Origin of the sequence: Sporosarcina sp. ACRSL (assembly GCF_022346605.1) — a bacterium.
Lineage (GTDB): Bacteria > Bacillota > Bacilli > Bacillales_A > Planococcaceae > Sporosarcina.
This window is the reverse complement of the sequence record NZ_JAKRNT010000007.1, coordinates 179,100-200,019: the sequence shown is the minus strand read 5'-3', so window position 1 is coordinate 200,019 and position 20,920 is coordinate 179,100. Positions and strand designations below refer to the sequence as shown.

Sequence of the window (20,920 nt, the reverse complement as noted above, 5' to 3'; positions counted from 1 at the left end):
CTACTAGGTCAAGAGGAAAACCTTACTTTGCAGTTGGCAGACTTCCAGACCGCCCTCCTCGCATCAGGTGAATTCGGAAGGACATCGAAGTAGTTTTTATATGATGTATCAGAAAAGTACTGTTCATCTTTCTTCTTAAACTATGGGAAAGATTACTTCAATAAGAATAATATAATTATAGTTGTAAATATTCACAATAAACTTTACAATAAAGTGGATTAGAGTGAATTAGAGAGAACAGAGGAGATTACTATAAAAAAGAAAAATTTCATCTTTATTGTAGCCTTAATTTCAGTGGTTGGTTTGTATCTTCTATTAGATCTGGAAAAGGATTATAGTCAGCTATCAATTGAAGAATTACATGCTTTGGCACACAAAGAAGATGCAGAGGCACAAGGAATGTTAGCTTACTATTATCAAGAAGGAATACATGTAAATGTTGATTATGAAGAAAGCCTAAAATGGTATTTAGAAAGTGTTAAGAATGGAAATACAACAGCTATGGTCAACTTAGGTTATCTTTATGGATATGGAATAGGTGTAGAAAAAGATTTAACAAAAGCATTTGAATTGAATTTAATGGCTGCGAATAGTGGAGATTTAAGCGGGATGTTTAACGTAGGTAAGAAATACGAGATGGGTATTGGAGTAGCTAAAGATACTGCTAAAGCAAATTATTGGCTGGAGAAATCCGAATCATCAAAGTGGATATTAAATTAATAGTCCTGTTGTGGAGCTGCTTAGATGGCTCTTTTTTCTTGTTCAACTAAAACGGCAGCTTAGTTGAACAAGGTATTAGGTATTTAGTAGAGAATATTAAACTAAATATATTTTTTAGGAGGATTAACGATTGAGTAGAATTGGTTTAATTCGTAAAGAAGAAAAAAAGTATCACGATTTTTGTTATGAAAACTACAAATTATTTGAAGAAGGTTCTTGGTTATACAAACCAGTAAAAACAGTAATGGATTTACTGCCTTTATTTAAAAGTAAAGAAAATATTCGGGTCTTGGATTTAGGTTCAGGAGTGGGAAGAAATAGTATCCCAATTGCCCAAGAGATAAAAGAAAAAAATGGGCAAGTTGTTTGTGTAGATTTATTAGATTCAGCATTAGATAAATTAAAGCTATATAGCGAAGAATATGAAGTAAAAGAAGTGATAAAACCTCAAAAAGCAGATATAGGACATTACAAGATTAAAAAAAATGAATATGACTATATTGTTGCTGTATCGACTTTAGAACACGTTGAATCAGAAGATATTTTTGAAAGTGTAATTAGACAAATGGCATTAGGAACAAAAAATGAGGGAATAAACTGTATTATTGTTAATTCAGAAGTAGAAGAAATTGATATAAAATCCAACCAAAGATTAGATGTTATGATGGAAATCAATCTTAAGACAGAAGATATGATAAATAGATTAGATAGAATATACGATGGGTGGGAAATATTAAATAATTGGGTTAAGCCGTTTGAATATAAAATTGTACGTGATGAAAAAGATGTTTTATTGAAAACAAATGCTATAACTTATGTTGTTAGAAAAATTAGTATTTAACTATTAGGAGCTTGGTTAAGGAACAACTGCCAATTTAGGTGGTTTTGCTTCTTCAACTAATGGGTGCTGTACTTGAAGATCGGAGTTGCTTAGACGGCTCTTTATTTCTTGTCCAACTGACGGGCAATTTTGATTAAGTGTGAACCAATGGAGTGATAAACAATAGAAGGAGGTTACTAAATGGTAAATGAAATAGTTAAACGAATCTTAATAGGAGTTATTGCGACAGTCTTATTTTGTGTTTCGATTGCGATATTTGCGTACACGCCTGTTTCTAATAGAGAACCGAATTCTTCATATATCTCTCTAACAGGAATTTTTGTTATTTTCGCTACATACTCAGGTCCTGTCTTTATTATTGCAGGTGTTATTTGGTCATTTGTGATTGATAAAATAAGCGTGAAATATCAACTTGACTCAAGAGGTAAAAGATACTTGAGAAAATTTATATGGTATATATTAGCGGGTATAGTTAGCACATTGATTTTCTTGTTTATAATTTCAAATGGGGATATTGTATATAATACAGAGACATTTAGTTTGTTATCTGTTGGAATAATAGCTTCACTCCTTTACTATCATTTGCAAATTATTATGCAGCCTTTGTTTAACAAAAGAAGTAGTGAAGCGTGACACTTAAACTTGCGGGTGCTTCAATAAAAAGCGGACTGCAAAATACAATGAGCTTGGAGAGAGGTTTCCCCAGCTCATTTTTTGCATTTTTAATCCCTAATAAATGACCAAAGAATAATTTACCGAGACAGAAGCTCTAATATATTTCCATCTGGATCGATCACATGGATGACAGATTGTTCGGGGCTTCTTTTCATTTTAAAATTTCGTGTTTCCAATAGTCGATAATAATAAAAAACGTGCATTGGTTTGGATTCCTTAATGGCCCTTGATAATCCTACAATAATTTGGTGGTTAGGAAGTGCAACCTCCCTGTCTATTTCAGTGGCTGATGTAAGCTTCTTCCTTGAACGATGAAGTGCTGTTTTAATCGATTCATTACTCACTCGCAACATGGCTGCGATTTCCTTTGTGGTGTATCCAAAAACATCCTTCAAGGTGATGAGCATCGCTTGTTTTAACGGTAAGGAAGTAAATAAAACCTCAAGAAGACTATCGTATTCTAATGAATCACACGCTTCACCATAAAAATCTTCAATAAAATGAATGGTCTCTTTCATTTTTCTTTTATCATCAATAAAAAGGTTTTTAGCCACCGTACATAGAAATGAAAAATTGAACTGTCGTTCTGGTTCTGCATTCTTTAGTTTATACACCTTTAACATCGTCTCTTGTACTAAATCTTCGGCAACCCATGGTGACCCTGATAACTTTAAACAATATTTGTATAGTTTTTTAATCTCAAGCTCTACATCTTCAAAAATCATTTTAGTCACCTCATTTTTATTTGTAACTTTTACGCTATTTCAAACGTTGTAAATAGGAATTTCAATTAAAGGAGGAATTTTATGTTTAAAATTGGTGGTATCTTTATTCCAGTAACAAACATTGAAAAATCTGCAGAATGGTACGAAAAGAATCTCGGTGTGAAGAAAATTGATAGTTGGAAAGATGGAGTTGGCTACTATTTACCAACTGGTTCAGCACAGCTAGCCTTAGTACAAGTTGAAACTCCGCAGCCTACCGAATTTACGATCAAAGGGAATCAGAAAAATTCTTATTATAACTTTGTAGTGGATGATATTGAAGCTGCCTTTACTCACTTTAACAACAATGGCGTTGTCACTACCGAAATAGATGATTTCGGTGGCATGAAATTCTTTGACTTCTTCGATTTAGATGGCAACCCATATAGTGTCGTAAATGAAGTTGAAAATTCTCCATTCCATTCGGACAATGTGAGAAAAATGCAAGAAGCTAACTAAATTTTATTCGTTCATGCATGTAAACCGATCTTCTAGTCAATCTGAAGATCGGTTTTTCTTATTGTACAAGTTAATGACTTCTCTTTATTTACTATTCGGCCACTATGCCTAAATCCCTTTAAACTTCGCTTACTTCAATGAAATGCAAAAAAAGCTGCAATTGACGATTGCAGCTTTTTGATATCTTCTATTATAATCTCATCGCACCATCAATGATGTTCGCAGTACCAGAAATGTAGTTTGAATCATCACTTGCTAGGAACAAAACTAGTTTGGCTACATCGACAGGTTCGCCAACTCGGCCAAGCGGTATCATACCGATAACACCTTGCATTGCCTCATCTGTAGTGATTGTATCAGTTAACATTTTAGTAGCGATTGCACCTGGATGAACAGAATTTACACGGATATTATCTGGTCCAAATTGTACTGCAGCTGCACGTGTAAGTGCTTCAACTGCACCTTTACTTGCAGTATAAACGTTGAAACCGCCAGAGTTATCAATACTTGCCATAGAACCAATATTCACGATTGATCCGCCACCTGCTTCTTTGATATAAGGAGCAACAGTTTTCATACCAATAAATTGGCTCCAAGCATTAATATTCATGCCTAAATTCCAATAGTCGATAGTGGTTTCTTGATACGGCTTCGTAGCAAGAATACCAGCATTATTAACTAATATATCTATTTTCCCGAAACTCTTAATTGATTCTTCAACTACTGTTTGCCATTGTTCTTCAGAAGATACATCATGTTTAAGAGCAATTGCACTACCAGGATATTCTGCATTAATTTCTTCTACAACATTTTGTACATTTTCAAATGCAACATCTGTCGCGATAACTTTTGCTCCTTCTTGTGCGAACAATTTAGCTTCAGCAGCACCTTGTCCAGCACCTGCTCCAGTTACAATTGCAACTTTACCTTCTAATCTTTTCATGTGATTACCTCCAATTTGCATTTCTGAAATCGGTTTCAAATCAATTCTTCCTACAATTTAAGTTTAATGCTTTAGTATAATTAAAACAATGTATAGAAAACCGAAAAATGTTCACTAATAGACATACCTACTAAGAATGTCTAAAAAAATTGTGAGGGAAAATGATGGTTGAATTTCAGTATTTAGATAAGAGAGTACAACGAACAAAGATAAATTTATATAAAGCATTACTGGAATTACTTGAACAAAAAAAGTATGAACAGATTACGATAAAGGACATCATCGATTTTGCAGGATATAGTAGGGGGACATTCTATATTCATTACAAACAAAAAGATGATCTGTTAAATGAAATTATTGACTATCTATTTAATGAGGCTATCAAGGCACAGAGAAGTTCCTATATCAATGAGGACTCAATCAATATTCAAAAATTAGATAATGAACCTATCTTTATCATTAAACATTTTCAACAATACGGGAAATATTATAAAATCTTATTGGGAGAAAATCTGCAAATTGATTTCAGTCGTAAATTGACGAATTTATTCGTTAATCTATATTTAGAGGATTTTGAAATGCAGGACCCAACTGATGAGAATGCAATCGATAAGAATTTAATAAATAAATATTATGCATACGGATTAATCGGATTAATAATGGAGTGGGTTATTGCTGATTGCCCTACTGAACCAGAAGTATTCTCAGAAGAGCTAGTAAAAATCTTTAAATATTCACTTGGAACCATTCAAATAATAAATTAGAGACACTTATTATTCTAACGAAGGCGTTGATCCATCAATGGATTAAGGCCTTTTTATGTTTGCGAATATGCGTTACAGGAAATGATGAATATACAAGGTCAGCTACTATTACACGAAGGGGTATATGAAATGGCCAATCATAGTGAAGACATCATTACTTATTTCCAAAAACTAGATCGTTCCTTTTTCATGGATGAACTGAAAGAATTCGCCTATATGGACGAGGCCATTCCAATTGGGTATGAACAAACCATTTCCCAACCTTCCCTCGTACTCGAAATGACATTGGCGCTCGATTTGCAACCCGAAGCAAAAGTGCTGGAAATCGGAACGGGCTCTGGCTTCCAAACTGCCCTACTCGCCGCCTTCTCGAAAACCGTTTATACAATCGAACGAATTGCCGAGCTGCATGAACGGGCAAAAGAAAGATTGGATGAAGCCGGTTTTACTAACATCCATTTCAAGCTGGATGACGGCAGCACTGGTTGGGATGAACACGCGCCTTACGACCGAATTATGGTGACCGCCGCCGCTGCTCAAGTGCCGATTGAACTCGTGGAGCAATTAGCGATTGGAGGAAGAATGATCATCCCTGTAGGCACACCCCTTCATCAGGAATTGTTGCTCCTGGAAAAAGAGGAAGACGGGGACATCGAGACGACCGTGTTGGATGAAGTGAGGTTTGTTCCGTTGAAAGGAAAGTATGAATAAAAAAAGTTGGAGCATTAGAAAGTCTAATGCTCCAACTTTTTTAGTTATCTTTGATATCTAATAATTAAATCAATGAACATATTCACGAAGGATTGTAAGTATTCTGTTGTACCTTCATTCAGCTTTCCGTTCTCATCAAATAGTTCTGGGGAATTTGCTAGGTACACTTCAGGCTGTTGGACGGTTGGCATATTTAAAAACACAAGGCTTTGACGTAAATGATGGTTTGCACCAAATCCACTTAAGTTCCCAATCGATTGACTAATGATCGCTGCGGGTTTACCATCCCAAACACTTTTTCCATAAGGACGTGAACCAACATCTAATGCATTTTTTAATGCGCCCGAGATGGAACGGTTATACTCAGGTGTAACAAAAAGGACAGCATCACATTCTTTAATGGTGTTTCGGAATGCCGTATATTCTGCTGGGACATTGCTCTCTGTATCAATATCTTCGTTGTACAGAGGAAGATTTCCAATTTCGACGAATTGTGTTTCATATCCAGCTGGAAATAGTTCTCCTACACTTTTAGCAATTTTTGTAGAAAACGACTCTTTTCTTAAACTACCACTGATGATTGCTACTTTAACCATGTTTTGATCACCTATCCTTTGTGTTAGTAAAATCAGAAAGTTCCCTTCCATCTATTAGTCTATACATCACGTAATAGGGAATCAATTACAATGCTTGGTAAGTCTCTCTTACCTTTTTGAAAAAGCTTGAAGACAACGGTTTAATTCACCTAATGAAAGCACAAAAAAAGACCCTACATGTAGGGTCTTTTAAAAGCGTTATTAAGCTTTTTGAACGTTTGCAGCTTGTAGGCCACGTTGTCCTTGTTCAACTTCAAATGTTACAGTTTGACCTTCGTCTAAAGATTTGAAGCCTTCACCTTGGATAGCTGAGAAATGTACGAATACGTCTTCTCCACCTTCACGCTCGATGAATCCAAAACCTTTTTCTGCATTAAACCACTTAACTGTACCTTGTTCCATTATTGTTGCCTCCTCGTGCGGATATCCCACACAATATGATACTATCCTTGCTCAAACCCTTAGACGAAAAACAAAATATATTCAGATAAAATATATTTTCGATCTGAAATAGAACAAAAATAATTCTTATTAAGAATAACACGTTTGTGAGGAAATAGCAAATCGGACGATTGTTAAGTTGAATGAAGTGTTGAGGAAACTTTGAATAACATGTGAGGTATCAGTCCCCCACTCAAATCGGAATTGTGTGAACCTGTTTTCATTCGTCCTTCTTTTAATTTTACTTAAAGGTTGTTGGAATATTATGCTAATATGTGAGTAGAGGGGGGTTCATATGAAAAGAAAAGGGATGAGTCTTTATTTCACATGGTTACTTCTTCTACTAGCACTATCAGCTTGTAGTCCAAAACTGGAATTCAAATTGTATGAGGGGAAACCTTTAAGCATAGCAGTAGTTGGGGATCCGCCAGTTGTGGGAGAAGAACAGGTCACGTTCGAGAGTGTTTCCTTCGATGAATTAACAAGTGAAGCGATCGGTTCGTATGATGCTGTCATTATTACAGAAGAAAACCTTGTCGAAGCATCAGAAAGCCAGTATGCGGATGTGTACTTACAGTCCCCCATCCCCATCTTTTTCATTTCAGCTAGCAACCCTATCCCTTTTACAGTGAAAGACGTGGAATATGATGCCAGTTGGGGCTGGGCAATCGGGAAGAGCTATGCTGTTGGGGTGCTGACAGTAAAAGAAGAGGAAGAAGATGTTGTAAAAAATTGGGGAATTGGTTTATATAACAGTGAAAAGACGGAAGAGCATATAAAACACGTGTATTCACTTATTTTTAAGACGATTGAGGAAGCGTAACTATACGAAAACAGAACGAGTGACGCGCTTTGCTTAGGAGGTACTTAGGAGGTACTTATGAAAACTCACTATTATTTAGGTTGGTTTAACAATTTCTTTCCAGAGAATTTGGCTAGGGTATTACAGGAGGATATAACTGATAGAAAATCGCTTGCTATGATTAGCTCGAATCCATCTATTTTTGAAGATGATGGTGCCACTGAACGCTCGTGGCTTGACCAGGCTGGCATTATGTTTGATGAATATCATTTTATTAATTACCGCGTACAGAAGGAAGATGCCCAATCGATCCTTCAAAATGCTTCCGTCATTTTCTTGTTGGGTGGGAATGCACTTAATCAAAATGGTTTTTTGAAGGAATATGAATTAACGGATTCGATTAAAAAAAGCAGCGCCGTTGTGATGGGAGCAAGCGCTGGTGCAATCAACATGTCCGCTAAATGGTTATGCTCGAAAAAATTTGGATTTGAAGTTGAAATGAGCTCTGTTTACGACGGAATCGGTCTAGACAATTTTTCCCTTCTTTCTCATTTTGACCTTGAAAATAACATGACAATGGTTCAAAGCGAACTATCTCCCCTATCGGAAGAAATAAATATTTATGCGTCGAACAAAGATTGCGCTGTACGTGTAAAGGGAGACAAAATCGACATTTTGGGCAATGTTTTTTTAATTTCCGACTCAAAGATTCAGAAGTTAGATGAGACGCTCTAGTAGTAGCCGACAAGAAGGAAAACCATTTTCCTTTTTTTAAGCTTAAGGGCAGGCTTTTTATTAAGGGGGAAACAAGAATTGAGAAAGTTTTATGTTGCTTCGGGTTTCAGTAACATTGAAACAGTTCGTTTGGTTAGTATGCAATTAAAAGATAAAGGCTTTATTCAAACTTATGATTGGACAGGAAACGATAGAGCATCAACAATTGAGGATTTAAAAAACATCGGAATAAAAGAAAAGGATGCTGTAATGGCAGCAGACTTTGTAATAATCTTATTACCAGCAGGCAAAGGAAGCCATATTGAATTAGGCATTGCTCTCGGACTGGAAAAAAGAATATATCTCTATTCACCAACTGATGAAGTAAATAAATTTGAGACGACCAGCACGTTTTACCATCTACCAGAAGTCCATAAGTGTATTGGTACTATTGAAGAATTAATGGAAAAAGTCATATCAGACCAAGTGTTATTATCCTAACGGGTGCTTTACTTAGAGATTGGAGTTGTCTTATCAAAACAGAATAGAGGGAGGTAAGTATTTTATGGAAGAAGAATATTTAAATAAGAAAAAAGTTGATACAACGAAGTTAGAAATGAAAGAGATTGGCTTTACAGTATTAGTCATACTATTTATTGTTCAATATACGAAAATACTTGGATATGTATTTAACCGTTGGATATGGAACGGTACTAACGATGGTTTTGAAATATTCCTATTGATATTCGGGGTACTTCCTGCGTCTACTTTTCCGCAAAGTATTTAGTTAACGTAATTAAGAAAGCATGGTGAATAGCGAAGGGGTGGAATGATGATGGAGTTTATTTTAGGCCTACTGTTCGTGATTGTAGTGATAATACATCTCCTTTCTATAGATGCACTTCTTCAAAGAGGAACAAAACAAAATGAAGAAATAATAGAATTACTGAAACAAATAAACGAAAAAATTAAATGAGTTTCAAATCTGGCGCGATAGCTGAACTGTCGTAAGTGATTCAGTAGGAGGCGTCATTATTGGACTTATATTTTTACATCAATATGTATAGAAATATAATTGCAACTTTTTTTCAAAATGGCATTTGGGTAATCGGCTTTTTTTACTTGCTAATTAAGACCTTCGAGAATGATCGACTGAAGCATTTTTCTAAATATGCTATCGGTATTATTTTGGCAATATTACTCATTTACTCGGTGATAGTAAGTATATAAACTTTGTTCTTATTTAAGTAACTAAGTTCTTCTGTGGTACTTTGCTTGATATTATACTCTCTTTGATAGTTGCAGAAATAACTGCGAATAAAACAGTTATTGCAAAGGGTAGGTGAAAAAGTTGAAAAGAGTGATAACCCCATTACTTTTTATAAGTGAGTGGGCTCTATTCTTGGCGGTTCTCCTCTTCTTTTTTTATTTAATATGATCAATCTCTTTAACCTAATTTATATCGACATGCCTTGGGAAGAGCCGATTCCTTTAACTTCAAGCTTCATGAAGTCATTGCTACTAACAGTAGGACTAGGAGTTGTCATCTTCCTTTTGATAAGGAAATTAACTCGTAATAAAGTGTATAACATGGTCAAGCAAGCCCTATGGGGAGTTCAATTCGGGGTACACACATTATCTTCTGCATTCTGGCTGTTGCTCAGTTTTTCGTCTAACCTGTCTGCGGATGATCGTATTTTACGACTACTCATTTCTTTGATTTGTATAGCGCTGACAATTCAAACCATCTTACTTTTTCGGGATCAAATGAAGAAAAGCTCAATAATCTCTAACTAAAGGGAGACGACAAACAATATGATAAATCTATGTGGATGTTACGAAACACATGATTTAAAAGTTGAAGCAGATATAGGAGCCGACGCCATTTGGTGTAATAAATGTTTTTCCAACTTTGACATTGAATATGTTCCAATTTCTAACGAGTTGAAGTCTGAACTATTTGAGTGGTTGTCGAAATATGGTGAATGGATCGATTGGGATACTGATGGAATAGTCCTTAACGGAGCTGAACTTGAAGAAGAACATAATAAACAAGGATTGAAACTAACTGAAAAAGTACAAAAAGAACTTGAAGGAAAATACAAAGTATCATTTTCGCCTTCTACATATGCAAAAAGATGTGCAGCTCAGAAACAGTAACCCTTATGCACTAACGGGTACATTATTTTATGTATGGGGACGGAGGTGTAATTAAATGTTCAACGATTTTTACGGCAGCTTCAATTCAGTGATTATCGCTTTGTTATGTTGGTGGATCGTTTTACTTGTATTTCAAAGAATCACAAACCGTTACCCTAAAAAAAATGGTTGGAAAAAAGATATCACTTTTACTTTTTTTCAAAGTGTATTCGTCATAATTTCACTTCCTATACTTGCCTATTTTATTGGGCCTAAATAGATTTGTGTGGAGAAGGAAACACTCGATAAAAAAAAGCATTTCATTTTAGAAGAATCCTTCAAAATGAAACGCTAAAACCTATCTTTACTTAAAGGGTAGCAATGCGTTCACGATCGTTTACTGTTAGTTCAAAGTCAAAGATATCTAAACTTTGTGCTTGACGATCTTTATTATGAGACTTAGGAATGACAATAACATCACGTTCAATTTGGTAACGCAATACTACTTGCGCGTATGTCTTTCCGTATTGGTTGCCGATTTCTTCTAGAACTTGCTTAGCATTTTCATCGATACCGCGTAATGGAGACCATGCTACAGTCGCGATATCATTACCTTTATTATAAGCAATTAATTCTTCATTCCATTTTCCAACGTAAGAGGCAATCTGGTTAACGGCTGGTTTAATTTTTCCGTTTTTGAGAATCAGATCAAGATGTTCTTTCGTAAAGTTCGAAACACCGATTGATTTAAACACGCCACGGTTATAGTAGTCTTCCAAAATACTCCAAGCCTCTACTATTTCATCATGATGATCCCATGGGAAATGGATGAGGAATAAATCAACATAGTCAGTTTGTAATTTCTCTAAACTTTTTTCGATTTCTGCATGCGCCCAGTCTGCACCACCGAAACCTTTATAAGTATTTAGCTTAGTAGTGATAAAGAATTCTTCACGAGGTAGAGAGGATTTTTTCAACCCTTCTCCGAGAACTTGTTCATTGTTATAAACTTGAGCAGAGTCAAAATGACGGTAGCCATTTTCAATTGCCCAGTCTATTTCTTGAGTGTCTCCTCTTAAGGGTCCAGAATATTGGTTTCCCTCTTTGCCGTACGTATTTGTGCCACTACCGATAATTGGAATTTCGACGTCATTATTTAATGTAATATTTTTCATCCTAATTTCTCCTCTGCTATATACCTTATCAAAGATAAAGCCTAGTTGGTCTTTTTAAGATTACCTAGGCCTTATTGGCAGTAGATTTATGTTCCTTCGAGTCTAAACGCTTTTCATTAAGAAAAAACTTTTACTTGAACGTCTGTATCGATATGTTCTTTTTCATCAATATCTTGTTCAATTGAACCAAATGGCATTTGTGCAATCATTTCGTATGTTTCTGGTAGATTGAACATTTCTCTAGTTGCTTTATCGAAACCTTGTTCATAGCCAACATTAAAGTGTTGTAAGCTTGCCCCTAAGTCCATTTCTGCTAAGGCTAACCAAACAGCATATTGTGCGTTTGCATTGTTGTTTTGTTTATAAGCTTCTGTACGTGCTCCTTGTGTCGGCATTTGTTTAGCTGCATCAAGATCTTCAAAGAACAGTACTGTACCAATCCCATTTTTAGCACCCGTTACAACACCTGACATCCACTCCTGCATGCCACCTTCAAGAATATTTTTTTGAACATCATAAATGTGATCCCAAAATTTATTCTTTGCTTCATCGAATAATACAACAACACGTGTTGTTTGGCTGTTGAAAGCTGTAGGTACTTGTTTGACAACCTCGCGAATTCTATTTTCAATATCCTTTTTTGAATACTCGCTATTCGTTCCTAATGCGTAAATCGAACGGCGCTTTTCTACTAACTCTACAAATGTTGACATATTCATTCTCCTTTAGTTCTGAAATATATATTTGGCTGAACTTGTGCTAGCCACATATATAGTGTAGAAGAAATAAAACTGCAAATCAAAATAAGCCAATTTTGTTTCATTAGGTGAAACTACATAAAATTATTAACTATTTTAAGAGTGTCCTTATATTGTGAAACCGTTTAACTTGTCATTCGTATAGATGGAACTAGATGGAAACTATTTAAGTAAGCTTCAAGTAATTGAAGGGTTGGTAATGAAGATGAGCACCAGTTGCGGAGTGGAGAAACAAGATATTTTCCTCGGTTATAATCATTGAGCAGAATTATTAATGATCGTTGAGCTCCATGGGGCTAGTGAATAAATAATTTACAAAATCAAGCGTTTTTTGGCGTAATATTTTACTATCCTTATTGAGCACCAGTTAATGTAAGAAGAATCTAAAGGAAAAGGGATTTCAAAATGAGATATTTAATGTTCTACAGGGGGCAATGCTTTGAACAGAATTCGCAAATTAATAGGGGTTATATTTTTTATAATAAACTTCTGCTTTATATGGGTTTCTACTAAAATCGCTGAAATTATTGTTTCGCTAAGTAGGCTTGACGAGAGTAAAGGGTACATGATCACCGAAGCTGAGGAATTTATGCTTTTTCTTGTTTTCAGTATCCCAATGTTATTGATACAATTTCTTTTCTTACTTTTCATTTTTATATATTTGAAAAAAAAGCTATACAAAAAAGCTTCAATTATACTGAGCTTAGTAGCACATTCTCTTCTATTTTTGTGGTTTGTCTTTAACGTATATCAATTCACAATAAATGGTTATTAAGCGATCGGATGATTTACTTAAAGTTCGTTAAACTGCCTAGACGGCTCCTTTTCCTTGTTCAACTAACGCGGCAGTTTAGTTGAAGAGTGTTGTTTAACTGTTGTTCAGCAACCGGGCCAGATTGTGGAGGAAGAGTTCAAGTGATTTGTTGGTAATTCATATAAAGGTTGTTTAAGATTAATTGGAGTGAACACACAAATAGTGGTAAAACGAACATAGGGTAGAACTAACTATAAATAGCCAGTGGCTGTCGAAGATTAATTAATTGTAATCAATATATTTTCTAAACAATATCTTCTAATGAATTTGGCGAGAAGCGAAAACTTTCTTGCCAAGTTCTTTTTTATTTCTCAACTAAAGAAATATACGTTGTAATTGTTTTGTTAACCTTTTTATTATTGAAACGTTTTAAAGGTGGGAGGTTTGAAATGAATGATTCCATGATGGGGGAAAAACTAAATGAGATACTAAAATTTGTTTACTCTTACCTAATAAAAATGGGTGCTTCAAAGGAGGATGCAGAAGATATTATTCAAGATACTGCTTATAAATTTTTACAATATATAGACTCAGTCCAGTTTAATAATACTCAAAGTTGGCTTTTTAGAGTAGCAGTAAATCAATACTATGATATGTCCCGTAAGAAAACTAGACGAAGAGATATATTATTGAAATTCAATGTACAAGAGCTATTTGAGGAAGAAACACCTGAAAAAGCCTTCATGCAAAGTGAACTAGAAAGAGATATTCATGAAATCTTAACTAAATTAAAACCGAAATACAGGCAATTGCTTCTTCTGAAATATAGTACAGGATTAAAAATAAAAGAGATAGCAGAGCTTTATAGCATGAAAGAAGGATCTGTTAAAACTATTCTCCATAGGGCAAGAAAAGAATTTATAGAACAATATAGGAGGTATGAAAATGGACACAGAAAATGAGTTTTTTCCAAAAGATTTTGAGTTTGAGAAATTAGTAAAACAAGCAAAGAAACGGTCAATGATTAAAATGGTACTTATTTCATTCGTTATTAGTGTCATAGTATTATTTGGACTATATTTTATTGGCGATACAGTAATGAAAATAAAAATGGTAAAGGAGACCGACTTAGATTCGGCTTGGAACGGGGTTATGGGCGCCAACGTCGAAGAGCGAGGAGGCATATTTAATTATTCTCTAACTTCTGCAACAGCAAAAACGAAGTTAGTAAAAATCGTTGGAGGAGTACCAATTCCATGGGGGGAACGGGAAAAAGTTTTTACTATTTTCGGTTCATCTCGACTTATTTCAAATAACAGTCCTTCTGGCTTTGGCTACTCGGATGATGAGCGAATTCCTATGTATTATGAGGGAAAAAGAGTCGTTGAATTTTTTCAACCACAAGTAAATTATAAGCAAATATTTGACGACAGACAGTTACTTAATGTGATTGGTGATAACAAAGTTGTAGAGATGGCTTTTTCATTTGATGATGGATACTCCATCGAGGAAGTAAATGAGATATTTAAAGAACAATTAGCATGGTATTGGGTAGATACTTTTAGTAAAGATCAAATAGAAAAAGATAATAATTTTAACAAAGATGAGGATTTCCGAGATGCTACTATCCATGGTTTTCAAGCATATGGCTTTTCATATAACCGGTTTGCAGAAACCTATTCTGCCTCTAATTTTATTTCGACCTTAGAGAAGGTAAAAGAAGATGGCGGTGATTATCAAGAAGATGCAGAGAGAATTATTACTAACATAACTAATCAGGGAGAAATAAAACTAGAACCGCAGAACCTCAAAATTATTGGTGTGATAGTTACAGGGAAACCAAGTGATTTAATAAAGTTTAGTGATGAATCTATGATTCGGGGAGCTACATTAGGAGCAACAACAGATCAATATTAAACTGTTGTGGAATGTGCAATTTATTTTTGAAAGGGGAATTTAGAAACGATGAAAAGGGCTATAATTTTTAGAATTTTATTTTGTTCAATCTTGTTAGTTGGATGTAATACAACCGAGGTATTAGAAAGCGAGATGGAAGTAGTATTTTCACAGAAAAGCGGGTTATTATCTGAATTACAAAATGAAATAATAGTATCTATTACAGAGCAAACAGAACTTGCAAGTGATTCACTAGCAATAATGTTAGATGGGGGTACTGATGAATTAACAGTATCAGTAGGTTTCCCGAAAGATGCAAAAATTGATGATAAGTTGATTCAACAAATAGTTGAAAATTCTATTAAGAACATTTCTGAAACAGATACAGGAACAACTAGCGAGGAAAAAATAAAGGTGAAAATAAAGATAGAGAAATACTAACAGTGAATTTCTTGAAGGATACAAACTTCCTTAAAAATGAAGTAGTTTTATAAGTGTGTGAAGAAATGTGCTTAAACTAACGGGTGCTTTACTTCCAGATGGAGTAAAGCCTTTTTCTTATTGAACTAAAGAAGGGATATACGACTCGAATGGAGAATATTCAGTCATGAGTTGTATTGGAGCAATTAAGACAGGGGCAATTGTAAAAAAAGGGAAAGATAATAATAGTGCCATTAAGCTAGTATTCAATGAAAGTATGGTGTACTAATGGATATAAAATCATTATGGGGTTTAAGGGTTCAGGAATTTTATAAAAAAATGTTCAGATACTATTCAATCATTGGTGCGAATGTTGTTTATTTTTTTATATTCATTAGCATTATCTTTATTTATTATTTTAATTTATTTTTTCATTGGATACCTCCTCAAATATCTGTTGAAGTAATCTTATCACTGTTTGTAACCTACATTTTAATACAGACAAAAGTTCGTACGTTTTTTAAAAGGGCAGATATAATCTTTTTGTTGCCATTAGAAATGAAATTAAAGTCATATTTTATTAAATCACTTATATATAGTTTGGTTATTGATGTTATTAAATTGGTAAGTTTCATAACTGTTTTTTTATCCCTATTTTTGCACACAGATAATATAAATCTTCCCTTTCTTTTTTTTATAGTGGGGATTGCTGCTTATAACATTTTAATGAAATGGACTGAACAATGGTTAGAGGACTATGTACAACTTGTGTTACATAGGTTAAATAGGTTTCTTTCAATATATTTTATGTGTTACTTTTTGTTTGAGAATGAATGGATTTTTGAGCTTATTTTAATGAGTATAAATGCCATCTTTTTAATTTATATTATAGGAAAAAAAAGAAATATAAATTGGCAATGGTTAATAGTCGAGGAAGAAAATGCCTTATTAAAAAACTTTAAATTTATTAACTTTTTTATGGATGTGCCTAATCTTAGCCGTTCTTTTAGGAATAGACGTTTGCTTACTATGATACTTAAAAGGTATATCCCATATAGTCAAAGCAACACATTCGTATATTTATACTCACACTTGTTTGTAAGATATAATGATTATTTTTATCTTTATTTAAGATTAACTTTGATTGGAATATTTGTTAATTATGCTATACCAACAAGTGGTTGGATTTTTAATATCCTAATTTTACTTATGACTGGACTTCAAGTAATTCCTTTACAACATGAAATTAAACAAAGTGCATTACTTTACCCTATTTCTAAATCCCAGATAAATAATTCTTTCTTAAAGTTTGTCTTGGTTATATTATATGGACAATTATTTATTCTATATTTTGCTATGTTCATTCATACTTCTACTGCTAAAATATACTATCTTGTAATTGGAAGTTTATTTGTTTATGTATTCGTGTATTTCTTTGTATCAAAGAGGGTCAATGTCTCAGGAAGCACCTTAAAAGAATAGCTTGGTATTCAACTAACGGGTGCTTTACTAAAAAATCGGAGCTGCTTAGAAAGCTCTCTTTTCTTGTTCAACTAACAGAGCAGGATTGTTGAAGAATAAGTTGAATAGAATTTTATTTTTTTATGAGAACCCCTTTAAATACTATCTTACATCAAGGAGGCGTCGATCTAAAAGTGTGAGGGACGCCTTGTTTGTCTGGTCAGAATTGTAGTACAAATAGCATCTTCAAAAAAGATACTTTTAAAAATTAAAGTAATCTACAATCATTTGTAAGATTAACAGCACTGTTACTAATCTAAGAAGTGGTTTTACATGTTCCGTTTTTAATTTACGAGCTAATCTTACTCCGAACTGTGCACCAACAATGGATCCAAGCATTAAGGCTATGGTAAGTGGCCATAAAATTTTACCCGTTGATATGTAAGTGATGGCAGAACCAAAACAACTTGCAAAAACCCCAACTCTTGCTAAGCCAACTGCTCGGATATAGGCAATTTTTTGGCTTGCATATAAATACATCGCAAGTGTACTGCTTCCCGGCCCAAACATTCCGTCATACATTCCTATGCCAATTAGTGCAGTTCCTGATTTTTTATTTGCATGAAACTGTTCAGTTCCATCAAAATTACCTGTATTCATGAAGGAAGTTACAAATGCAAAGCTTAATAAAATGATTGCAATAACCGTTAATGTATTTCCGCTTAACAAGGAAGCAATGAGTCCACCTAAAATACCTCCTCCAAGACAAAACATGAGGACTAATAATGCTTCTTTCGTGGAAACTTCTTTTCTCTTTAATATGACAAGGAAGCTTGAGAGTGAACTGACAGTATTGGAAACCTTATTTGCACCGATTGCTGAATGCACGGGTAACCCCATCAGTAACATAGTGGGTAAGCTAATCAGTCCCCCTCCTCCGACCAATGTGCCGACTACATTACCTATAATTCCAATCATAAAAAAGATGACAAATTCCATTGAACAACCTACTTTCAGAATTACACAATAGATTCAGTTTACCACGTATCATCTTATGTATGAATCCTATAAGAAGGAATTCAATTGCTAATATAGAACTTATTAAAGAAGTAACTTAAAGGGGTGAATTAAAATTACTTCAATACGCTTGATTAGACACGGAGAAACTGACTGGAATGCATTGGGAAAGCTTCAAGGAAGAACTGATATCCCCTTGAATGAGACGGGTATGCTGCAAGCAGAGGAATGTCGTGAGTTCCTTAACACATCGCATTGGAATGTGGTGATAACGAGTCCACTAAAAAGAGCTAAACAAACAGCAGAAATTATTAATGGAAATCGCACTGTACCTGTTGTTGAAATGGAAGAGTTTTTGGAAAGGGGTTATGGAGACGCTGAAGGAATGACATTCGAAGAAAGAATATCTAAGTTTCCAGATAAACAATATCCCAATCAAGAAGACAGAGCATCCCTTAATCAGAGGGTAATGGAAGGCATTGAGAAGATCAATCAAATGTATGGCGACCATCAAATATTGCTTGTCGCACATGGTGCTGTCATCAATGCTATTTTAGCTGTTTTATCTAACGGTGAGATAGGATCCGGGAAAACGAAGTTACTCAATGCGTGTATGAGCAATATATACTTCCATCAAGGTACATGGAGAGTAAAAGACTTCAACCAAACATCCCACCTTTCCAAGTAAGGAGGTTTCAAATGGAACTGATTATCGAAAGGGCAAAACATGCCGATGCCGAAAAATTAGTGGAGATTTATCATGACGCCTACTCGGAAAATGAGAAATTGGGGTTTCCTTCGAGTGCGTCCAAAGTTGGGGCTGAAGAAGTTAGAGAATGGATCGACAACATGCTCATATACATAGGGAAAGAAAAACATACAAACAACATCATTGCTACTATACGGTTTAAATACAGTGAAGAGTGGCAGTGTTATGTGCTAAGTAGATTGGCTGTTGCGTCATCTTACAAGGGAAAAGGCATTGCCACAAAGTTAATGAAGTACGGGGAATATAAGCTTTCAGAGATGGGAGAAAAAAGAGTTAGGTTAACGGTAGCTAAAACTCATCCTTATTTACCCAATTTGTACAGAGAAAAAGGATATGAAATCGTGGAAGAACGCTTATTACAAGACCTTCCCTATGACGAACTTATTATGGAGAAATTGTTGAAACAATTTGCCAGGGGGCTATAATTTGAAACAAACAACATATTTAATAGGAGTTCTCATCCTAGGATTATCAATCGTACTATCTGCTTTTATTCTAAGTAATTCATCGTCAAAATCAACTAGTAAAGAGAACGAGTCACAAATGACTAATTCAACACCTGATTTGATGACAACCACTCAACTTGCTAACTATCTACAAATAAGCGAACAAGCATTAGAAAACATTATTTTAAGGGATGATTCGGAAAGAGCAGAACTAAGTAGTTATGACACATACCGGTTTGTCCCATATTTAAAAATCAATGATGAGAAAAGATTTATGAAAGTAGAAATTGATGAGTGGTTAAAGTATTTGAATGATCACAACTACCGCTAATTCACTATCGAGGGCTTTACTTCAAGAATGAGTAAAGCTTTTTTTATAGAGCTTTCGAGGCAATTGATTTAAACCTGAAACTGTAATGGGATGTGAAATGTATTTGTGGAGGAGAGTCTTATGATGAAAACGGTATTTTATATACCTGCAATTTTGTTCGCAGTTTTTATGGATGGTTGGCAATTTCTTTTGGAATCAGTTCCATCTCTACGATTGTATTTGTTTGGATAGCTTTGTTTTTAGTGTGTGGTTTCCTTTTAAGTAAAGAAAAGTTTTGGGGAGGCATTTTGGGCATATTACCTGGAATCCATTTGATTTATATGAGTACGAAGGATTCAGGACAGGTGATCAATATAGAATTCCCCTTAGGTGTTATCATTTTGATTTTCTATATACTTTGTAGTGGTCTTGTTTTCTATAAGAAAAGGAAAACGGGAAATTGAATTCGAATTCACATGTGAAAATCCCATATTTGATATGGACTGGACTACTCATTCTTTGCTTCATTCAATGGAGTGTCGGACTTTGGATTGAGAAAGTATCTAACGATGCAGGAACTGCTTTAATAATTATTGTATTCCTATCCTTTGCTCTCTACCCTATCTATTGTTTCATAGTCATTACTTACATCAGAAGAAAAAAGATGATCAGTCAATTTAACAGAAGAATTGTTTATAGTTTTTTACTTATTGGGTTTGTTACCAACCCAGCAGTTCTACAATTATTGAAACAACTGTTTTAGTCGTTAAAGGTAACTTCTTTAGGCAAATAAAAAACCATCTAAAAAATAGATGGCCGATAAAAAAACTTAGGGCTGGCAACATAAATTCCCCTCGTCTTTTTCGAGTGCAGATTTTAGACTCTGAAGAACTCCTGACCAAGCCATTTGGTGCCAGTTAATTGCTTCAGTCCAGTCCTCATGATCTTTAAATCCAATATGTTCAACAACCACCTTTGTCGAATGATCATTGATTGATTTGAAACTAACATTAACAATTGTTAATTCATCTTCTTTGTTCATCAATGCCTCAAATGGGTCTGGCCCTTTCCAAGTAAAAGATAGCTCTTTGTCATTGATAAGTTTTGTGATTTTACAGCCCTTCGTATTCATATTTGTATGATTTCCAGGTATAAAATACAGTTCGTATGCTCCGCCTTCCCTCAATTCTACTACCGTTTCAGGAGCAAACCATTCAGAAACTCTTTCAGAGATTGTCCAGGCATGCCAAACTAAATTTAACGGTGCATGAATCGTTACCTCTTTACTAATGGCTTTATCATTTGTGGCAGTTTTCAAAAGAACCTCTCCCTTTGTATGATTATT

At 34.6% G+C, this 20,920-nt stretch carries 29 protein-coding genes; 21 read left to right on the top strand and 8 right to left on the bottom strand.

Annotated elements, in window-relative coordinates; genetic code table 11:
- Window positions 1–294: 294 nt before the first annotated feature.
- The 3 genes from MHZ92_RS12180 to MHZ92_RS12170 all read left to right on the top strand — a co-directional run bounded on the left by MHZ92_RS12180 (window position 295) and on the right by MHZ92_RS12170 (window position 2,194).
- Entirely contained in the window at window positions 295–720 is a 426-nt protein-coding gene (locus MHZ92_RS12180) for a tetratricopeptide repeat protein (RefSeq protein ID WP_239431969.1), read from the top strand.
- 130 nt (window positions 721–850) lie between these two features.
- A complete protein-coding gene (locus tag MHZ92_RS12175) occupies window positions 851–1,561 on the top strand; it encodes a class I SAM-dependent methyltransferase (protein WP_239431968.1) in 711 nt (236 codons plus the stop codon).
- Between the two features lie 180 nt (window positions 1,562–1,741).
- Window positions 1,742–2,194: a hypothetical protein gene (locus tag MHZ92_RS12170; RefSeq protein WP_239431967.1), complete on the top strand. Its 453-nt coding sequence runs from the start codon at window positions 1,742–1,744 to the stop codon at window positions 2,192–2,194.
- Window positions 2,195–2,313: 119 nt separating this feature from the next.
- Here the strand turns inward: MHZ92_RS12170 and MHZ92_RS12165 are convergent, their stop codons facing one another.
- Complete coding sequence (locus MHZ92_RS12165) at window positions 2,314–2,961, bottom strand: RNA polymerase sigma factor (RefSeq protein WP_239431966.1); 648 nt, start codon at window positions 2,959–2,961, stop codon at window positions 2,314–2,316.
- Between the two features lie 81 nt (window positions 2,962–3,042).
- On the opposite strand from MHZ92_RS12165, the gene MHZ92_RS12160 reads away from it, so the two are divergent.
- A complete protein-coding gene (locus MHZ92_RS12160) occupies window positions 3,043–3,459 on the top strand; it encodes a VOC family protein (RefSeq protein WP_239431965.1) in 417 nt (138 codons plus the stop codon).
- 190 nt (window positions 3,460–3,649) lie between these two features.
- Here MHZ92_RS12160 and MHZ92_RS12155 read toward each other — a convergent pair whose 3' ends face one another.
- Entirely contained in the window at window positions 3,650–4,402 is a 753-nt protein-coding gene (locus tag MHZ92_RS12155; protein WP_239431964.1) for an SDR family NAD(P)-dependent oxidoreductase, read from the bottom strand.
- Between the two features lie 164 nt (window positions 4,403–4,566).
- Here MHZ92_RS12155 and MHZ92_RS12150 point away from each other — a divergent pair, with 164 nt between their 5' ends.
- Together MHZ92_RS12150 and MHZ92_RS12145 are read left to right on the top strand one after the other, a co-directional pair.
- The gene (locus MHZ92_RS12150) at window positions 4,567–5,166 is read left to right on the top strand and encodes a TetR/AcrR family transcriptional regulator (protein ID WP_239431963.1); all 600 of its coding nucleotides are present in this window, start codon (window positions 4,567–4,569) and stop codon (window positions 5,164–5,166) included.
- An 81-nt stretch (window positions 5,167–5,247) separates the two neighbouring features.
- On the top strand, window positions 5,248–5,877 hold the full coding sequence (locus MHZ92_RS12145; RefSeq protein ID WP_370644698.1) for a protein-L-isoaspartate(D-aspartate) O-methyltransferase: 630 nt from the start codon (window positions 5,248–5,250) through the stop codon (window positions 5,875–5,877).
- Window positions 5,878–5,921: 44 nt separating this feature from the next.
- Here the strand turns inward: MHZ92_RS12145 and MHZ92_RS12140 are convergent, their stop codons facing one another.
- Together MHZ92_RS12140 and MHZ92_RS12135 are read right to left on the bottom strand one after the other, a co-directional pair.
- Window positions 5,922–6,473: an NADPH-dependent FMN reductase gene (locus tag MHZ92_RS12140; RefSeq protein ID WP_239431961.1), complete on the bottom strand. Its 552-nt coding sequence runs from the start codon at window positions 6,471–6,473 to the stop codon at window positions 5,922–5,924.
- A gap of 201 nt (window positions 6,474–6,674) precedes the next feature.
- Window positions 6,675–6,875, bottom strand: coding sequence for a cold-shock protein (locus MHZ92_RS12135; protein WP_239431960.1), 201 nt, complete (start codon window positions 6,873–6,875; stop codon window positions 6,675–6,677).
- Between the two features lie 334 nt (window positions 6,876–7,209).
- Here MHZ92_RS12135 and MHZ92_RS12130 point away from each other — a divergent pair, with 334 nt between their 5' ends.
- The 7 genes from MHZ92_RS12130 to MHZ92_RS12100 all read left to right on the top strand — a co-directional run bounded on the left by MHZ92_RS12130 (window position 7,210) and on the right by MHZ92_RS12100 (window position 10,590).
- Complete coding sequence (locus MHZ92_RS12130; protein ID WP_239431959.1) at window positions 7,210–7,737, top strand: hypothetical protein; 528 nt, start codon at window positions 7,210–7,212, stop codon at window positions 7,735–7,737.
- 57 nt (window positions 7,738–7,794) lie between these two features.
- Complete coding sequence (locus MHZ92_RS12125) at window positions 7,795–8,451, top strand: Type 1 glutamine amidotransferase-like domain-containing protein (protein ID WP_239431958.1); 657 nt, start codon at window positions 7,795–7,797, stop codon at window positions 8,449–8,451.
- A 78-nt stretch (window positions 8,452–8,529) separates the two neighbouring features.
- Window positions 8,530–8,931, top strand: a complete 402-nt coding sequence (locus tag MHZ92_RS12120; RefSeq protein ID WP_239431957.1) for a group-specific protein — start codon at window positions 8,530–8,532, stop codon at window positions 8,929–8,931.
- A gap of 64 nt (window positions 8,932–8,995) precedes the next feature.
- On the top strand, window positions 8,996–9,217 hold the full coding sequence (locus MHZ92_RS12115; protein WP_239431956.1) for a hypothetical protein: 222 nt from the start codon (window positions 8,996–8,998) through the stop codon (window positions 9,215–9,217).
- A gap of 48 nt (window positions 9,218–9,265) precedes the next feature.
- Window positions 9,266–9,406, top strand: coding sequence for a hypothetical protein (locus tag MHZ92_RS12110; protein WP_239431955.1), 141 nt, complete (start codon window positions 9,266–9,268; stop codon window positions 9,404–9,406).
- A 458-nt stretch (window positions 9,407–9,864) separates the two neighbouring features.
- A complete protein-coding gene (locus MHZ92_RS12105) occupies window positions 9,865–10,227 on the top strand; it encodes a hypothetical protein (protein WP_239431954.1) in 363 nt (120 codons plus the stop codon).
- An 18-nt stretch (window positions 10,228–10,245) separates the two neighbouring features.
- A complete protein-coding gene (locus tag MHZ92_RS12100; protein WP_239431953.1) occupies window positions 10,246–10,590 on the top strand; it encodes a hypothetical protein in 345 nt (114 codons plus the stop codon).
- A 347-nt stretch (window positions 10,591–10,937) separates the two neighbouring features.
- Here the strand turns inward: MHZ92_RS12100 and MHZ92_RS12095 are convergent, their stop codons facing one another.
- On the bottom strand, window positions 10,938–11,744 hold the full coding sequence (locus MHZ92_RS12095) for an aldo/keto reductase family protein (RefSeq protein WP_239431952.1): 807 nt from the start codon (window positions 11,742–11,744) through the stop codon (window positions 10,938–10,940).
- 116 nt (window positions 11,745–11,860) lie between these two features.
- Window positions 11,861–12,457, bottom strand: a complete 597-nt coding sequence (locus MHZ92_RS12090) for a nitroreductase family protein (protein WP_239431951.1) — start codon at window positions 12,455–12,457, stop codon at window positions 11,861–11,863.
- A gap of 1,248 nt (window positions 12,458–13,705) precedes the next feature.
- Here MHZ92_RS12090 and MHZ92_RS12085 point away from each other — a divergent pair.
- The 4 genes from MHZ92_RS12085 (at window position 13,706) to MHZ92_RS12070 (ending at window position 17,054) form a co-directional block, all read left to right on the top strand.
- The gene (locus MHZ92_RS12085; RefSeq protein WP_239431950.1) at window positions 13,706–14,218 is read left to right on the top strand and encodes an RNA polymerase sigma factor; all 513 of its coding nucleotides are present in this window, start codon (window positions 13,706–13,708) and stop codon (window positions 14,216–14,218) included.
- Entirely contained in the window at window positions 14,202–15,173 is a 972-nt protein-coding gene (locus tag MHZ92_RS12080; protein WP_239431949.1) for an anti sigma factor C-terminal domain-containing protein, read from the top strand. The genes MHZ92_RS12085 and MHZ92_RS12080 overlap by 17 nt, the downstream gene beginning before the upstream one ends.
- A 48-nt stretch (window positions 15,174–15,221) precedes the next feature.
- Complete coding sequence (locus MHZ92_RS12075) at window positions 15,222–15,593, top strand: topoisomerase (protein WP_239431948.1); 372 nt, start codon at window positions 15,222–15,224, stop codon at window positions 15,591–15,593.
- Window positions 15,594–15,860: 267 nt separating this feature from the next.
- On the top strand, window positions 15,861–17,054 hold the full coding sequence (locus MHZ92_RS12070; protein WP_255723508.1) for an ABC transporter permease: 1,194 nt from the start codon (window positions 15,861–15,863) through the stop codon (window positions 17,052–17,054).
- Window positions 17,055–17,294: 240 nt separating this feature from the next.
- Here the strand turns inward: MHZ92_RS12070 and MHZ92_RS12065 are convergent, their stop codons facing one another.
- A complete protein-coding gene (locus MHZ92_RS12065; protein WP_239431947.1) occupies window positions 17,295–18,032 on the bottom strand; it encodes a sulfite exporter TauE/SafE family protein in 738 nt (245 codons plus the stop codon).
- A 133-nt stretch (window positions 18,033–18,165) separates the two neighbouring features.
- Between MHZ92_RS12065 and MHZ92_RS12060 the strand changes: the two genes are divergently transcribed.
- The 4 genes from MHZ92_RS12060 (at window position 18,166) to MHZ92_RS12045 (ending at window position 20,039) form a co-directional block, all read left to right on the top strand.
- Window positions 18,166–18,738, top strand: a complete 573-nt coding sequence (locus MHZ92_RS12060; protein ID WP_239432031.1) for a histidine phosphatase family protein — start codon at window positions 18,166–18,168, stop codon at window positions 18,736–18,738.
- Between the two features lie 11 nt (window positions 18,739–18,749).
- On the top strand, window positions 18,750–19,244 hold the full coding sequence (locus tag MHZ92_RS12055; RefSeq protein WP_239431946.1) for a GNAT family N-acetyltransferase: 495 nt from the start codon (window positions 18,750–18,752) through the stop codon (window positions 19,242–19,244).
- A 1-nt stretch (window position 19,245) separates the two neighbouring features.
- Window positions 19,246–19,596: a Clp protease ClpB gene (locus MHZ92_RS12050; RefSeq protein ID WP_239431945.1), complete on the top strand. Its 351-nt coding sequence runs from the start codon at window positions 19,246–19,248 to the stop codon at window positions 19,594–19,596.
- A 92-nt stretch (window positions 19,597–19,688) separates the two neighbouring features.
- Window positions 19,689–20,039 carry a hypothetical protein gene (locus MHZ92_RS12045; protein WP_239431944.1) on the top strand — a complete coding sequence of 117 codons (351 nt, stop codon included), beginning with the start codon at window positions 19,689–19,691 and terminating at the stop codon, window positions 20,037–20,039.
- Between the two features lie 365 nt (window positions 20,040–20,404).
- Here the strand turns inward: MHZ92_RS12045 and MHZ92_RS12040 are convergent, their stop codons facing one another.
- Window positions 20,405–20,893 (bottom strand): SRPBCC family protein, encoded by a 489-nt coding sequence (locus MHZ92_RS12040; RefSeq protein WP_239431943.1) that lies wholly within the window; start codon window positions 20,891–20,893, stop codon window positions 20,405–20,407.
- Window positions 20,894–20,920: the final 27 nt, after the last annotated feature.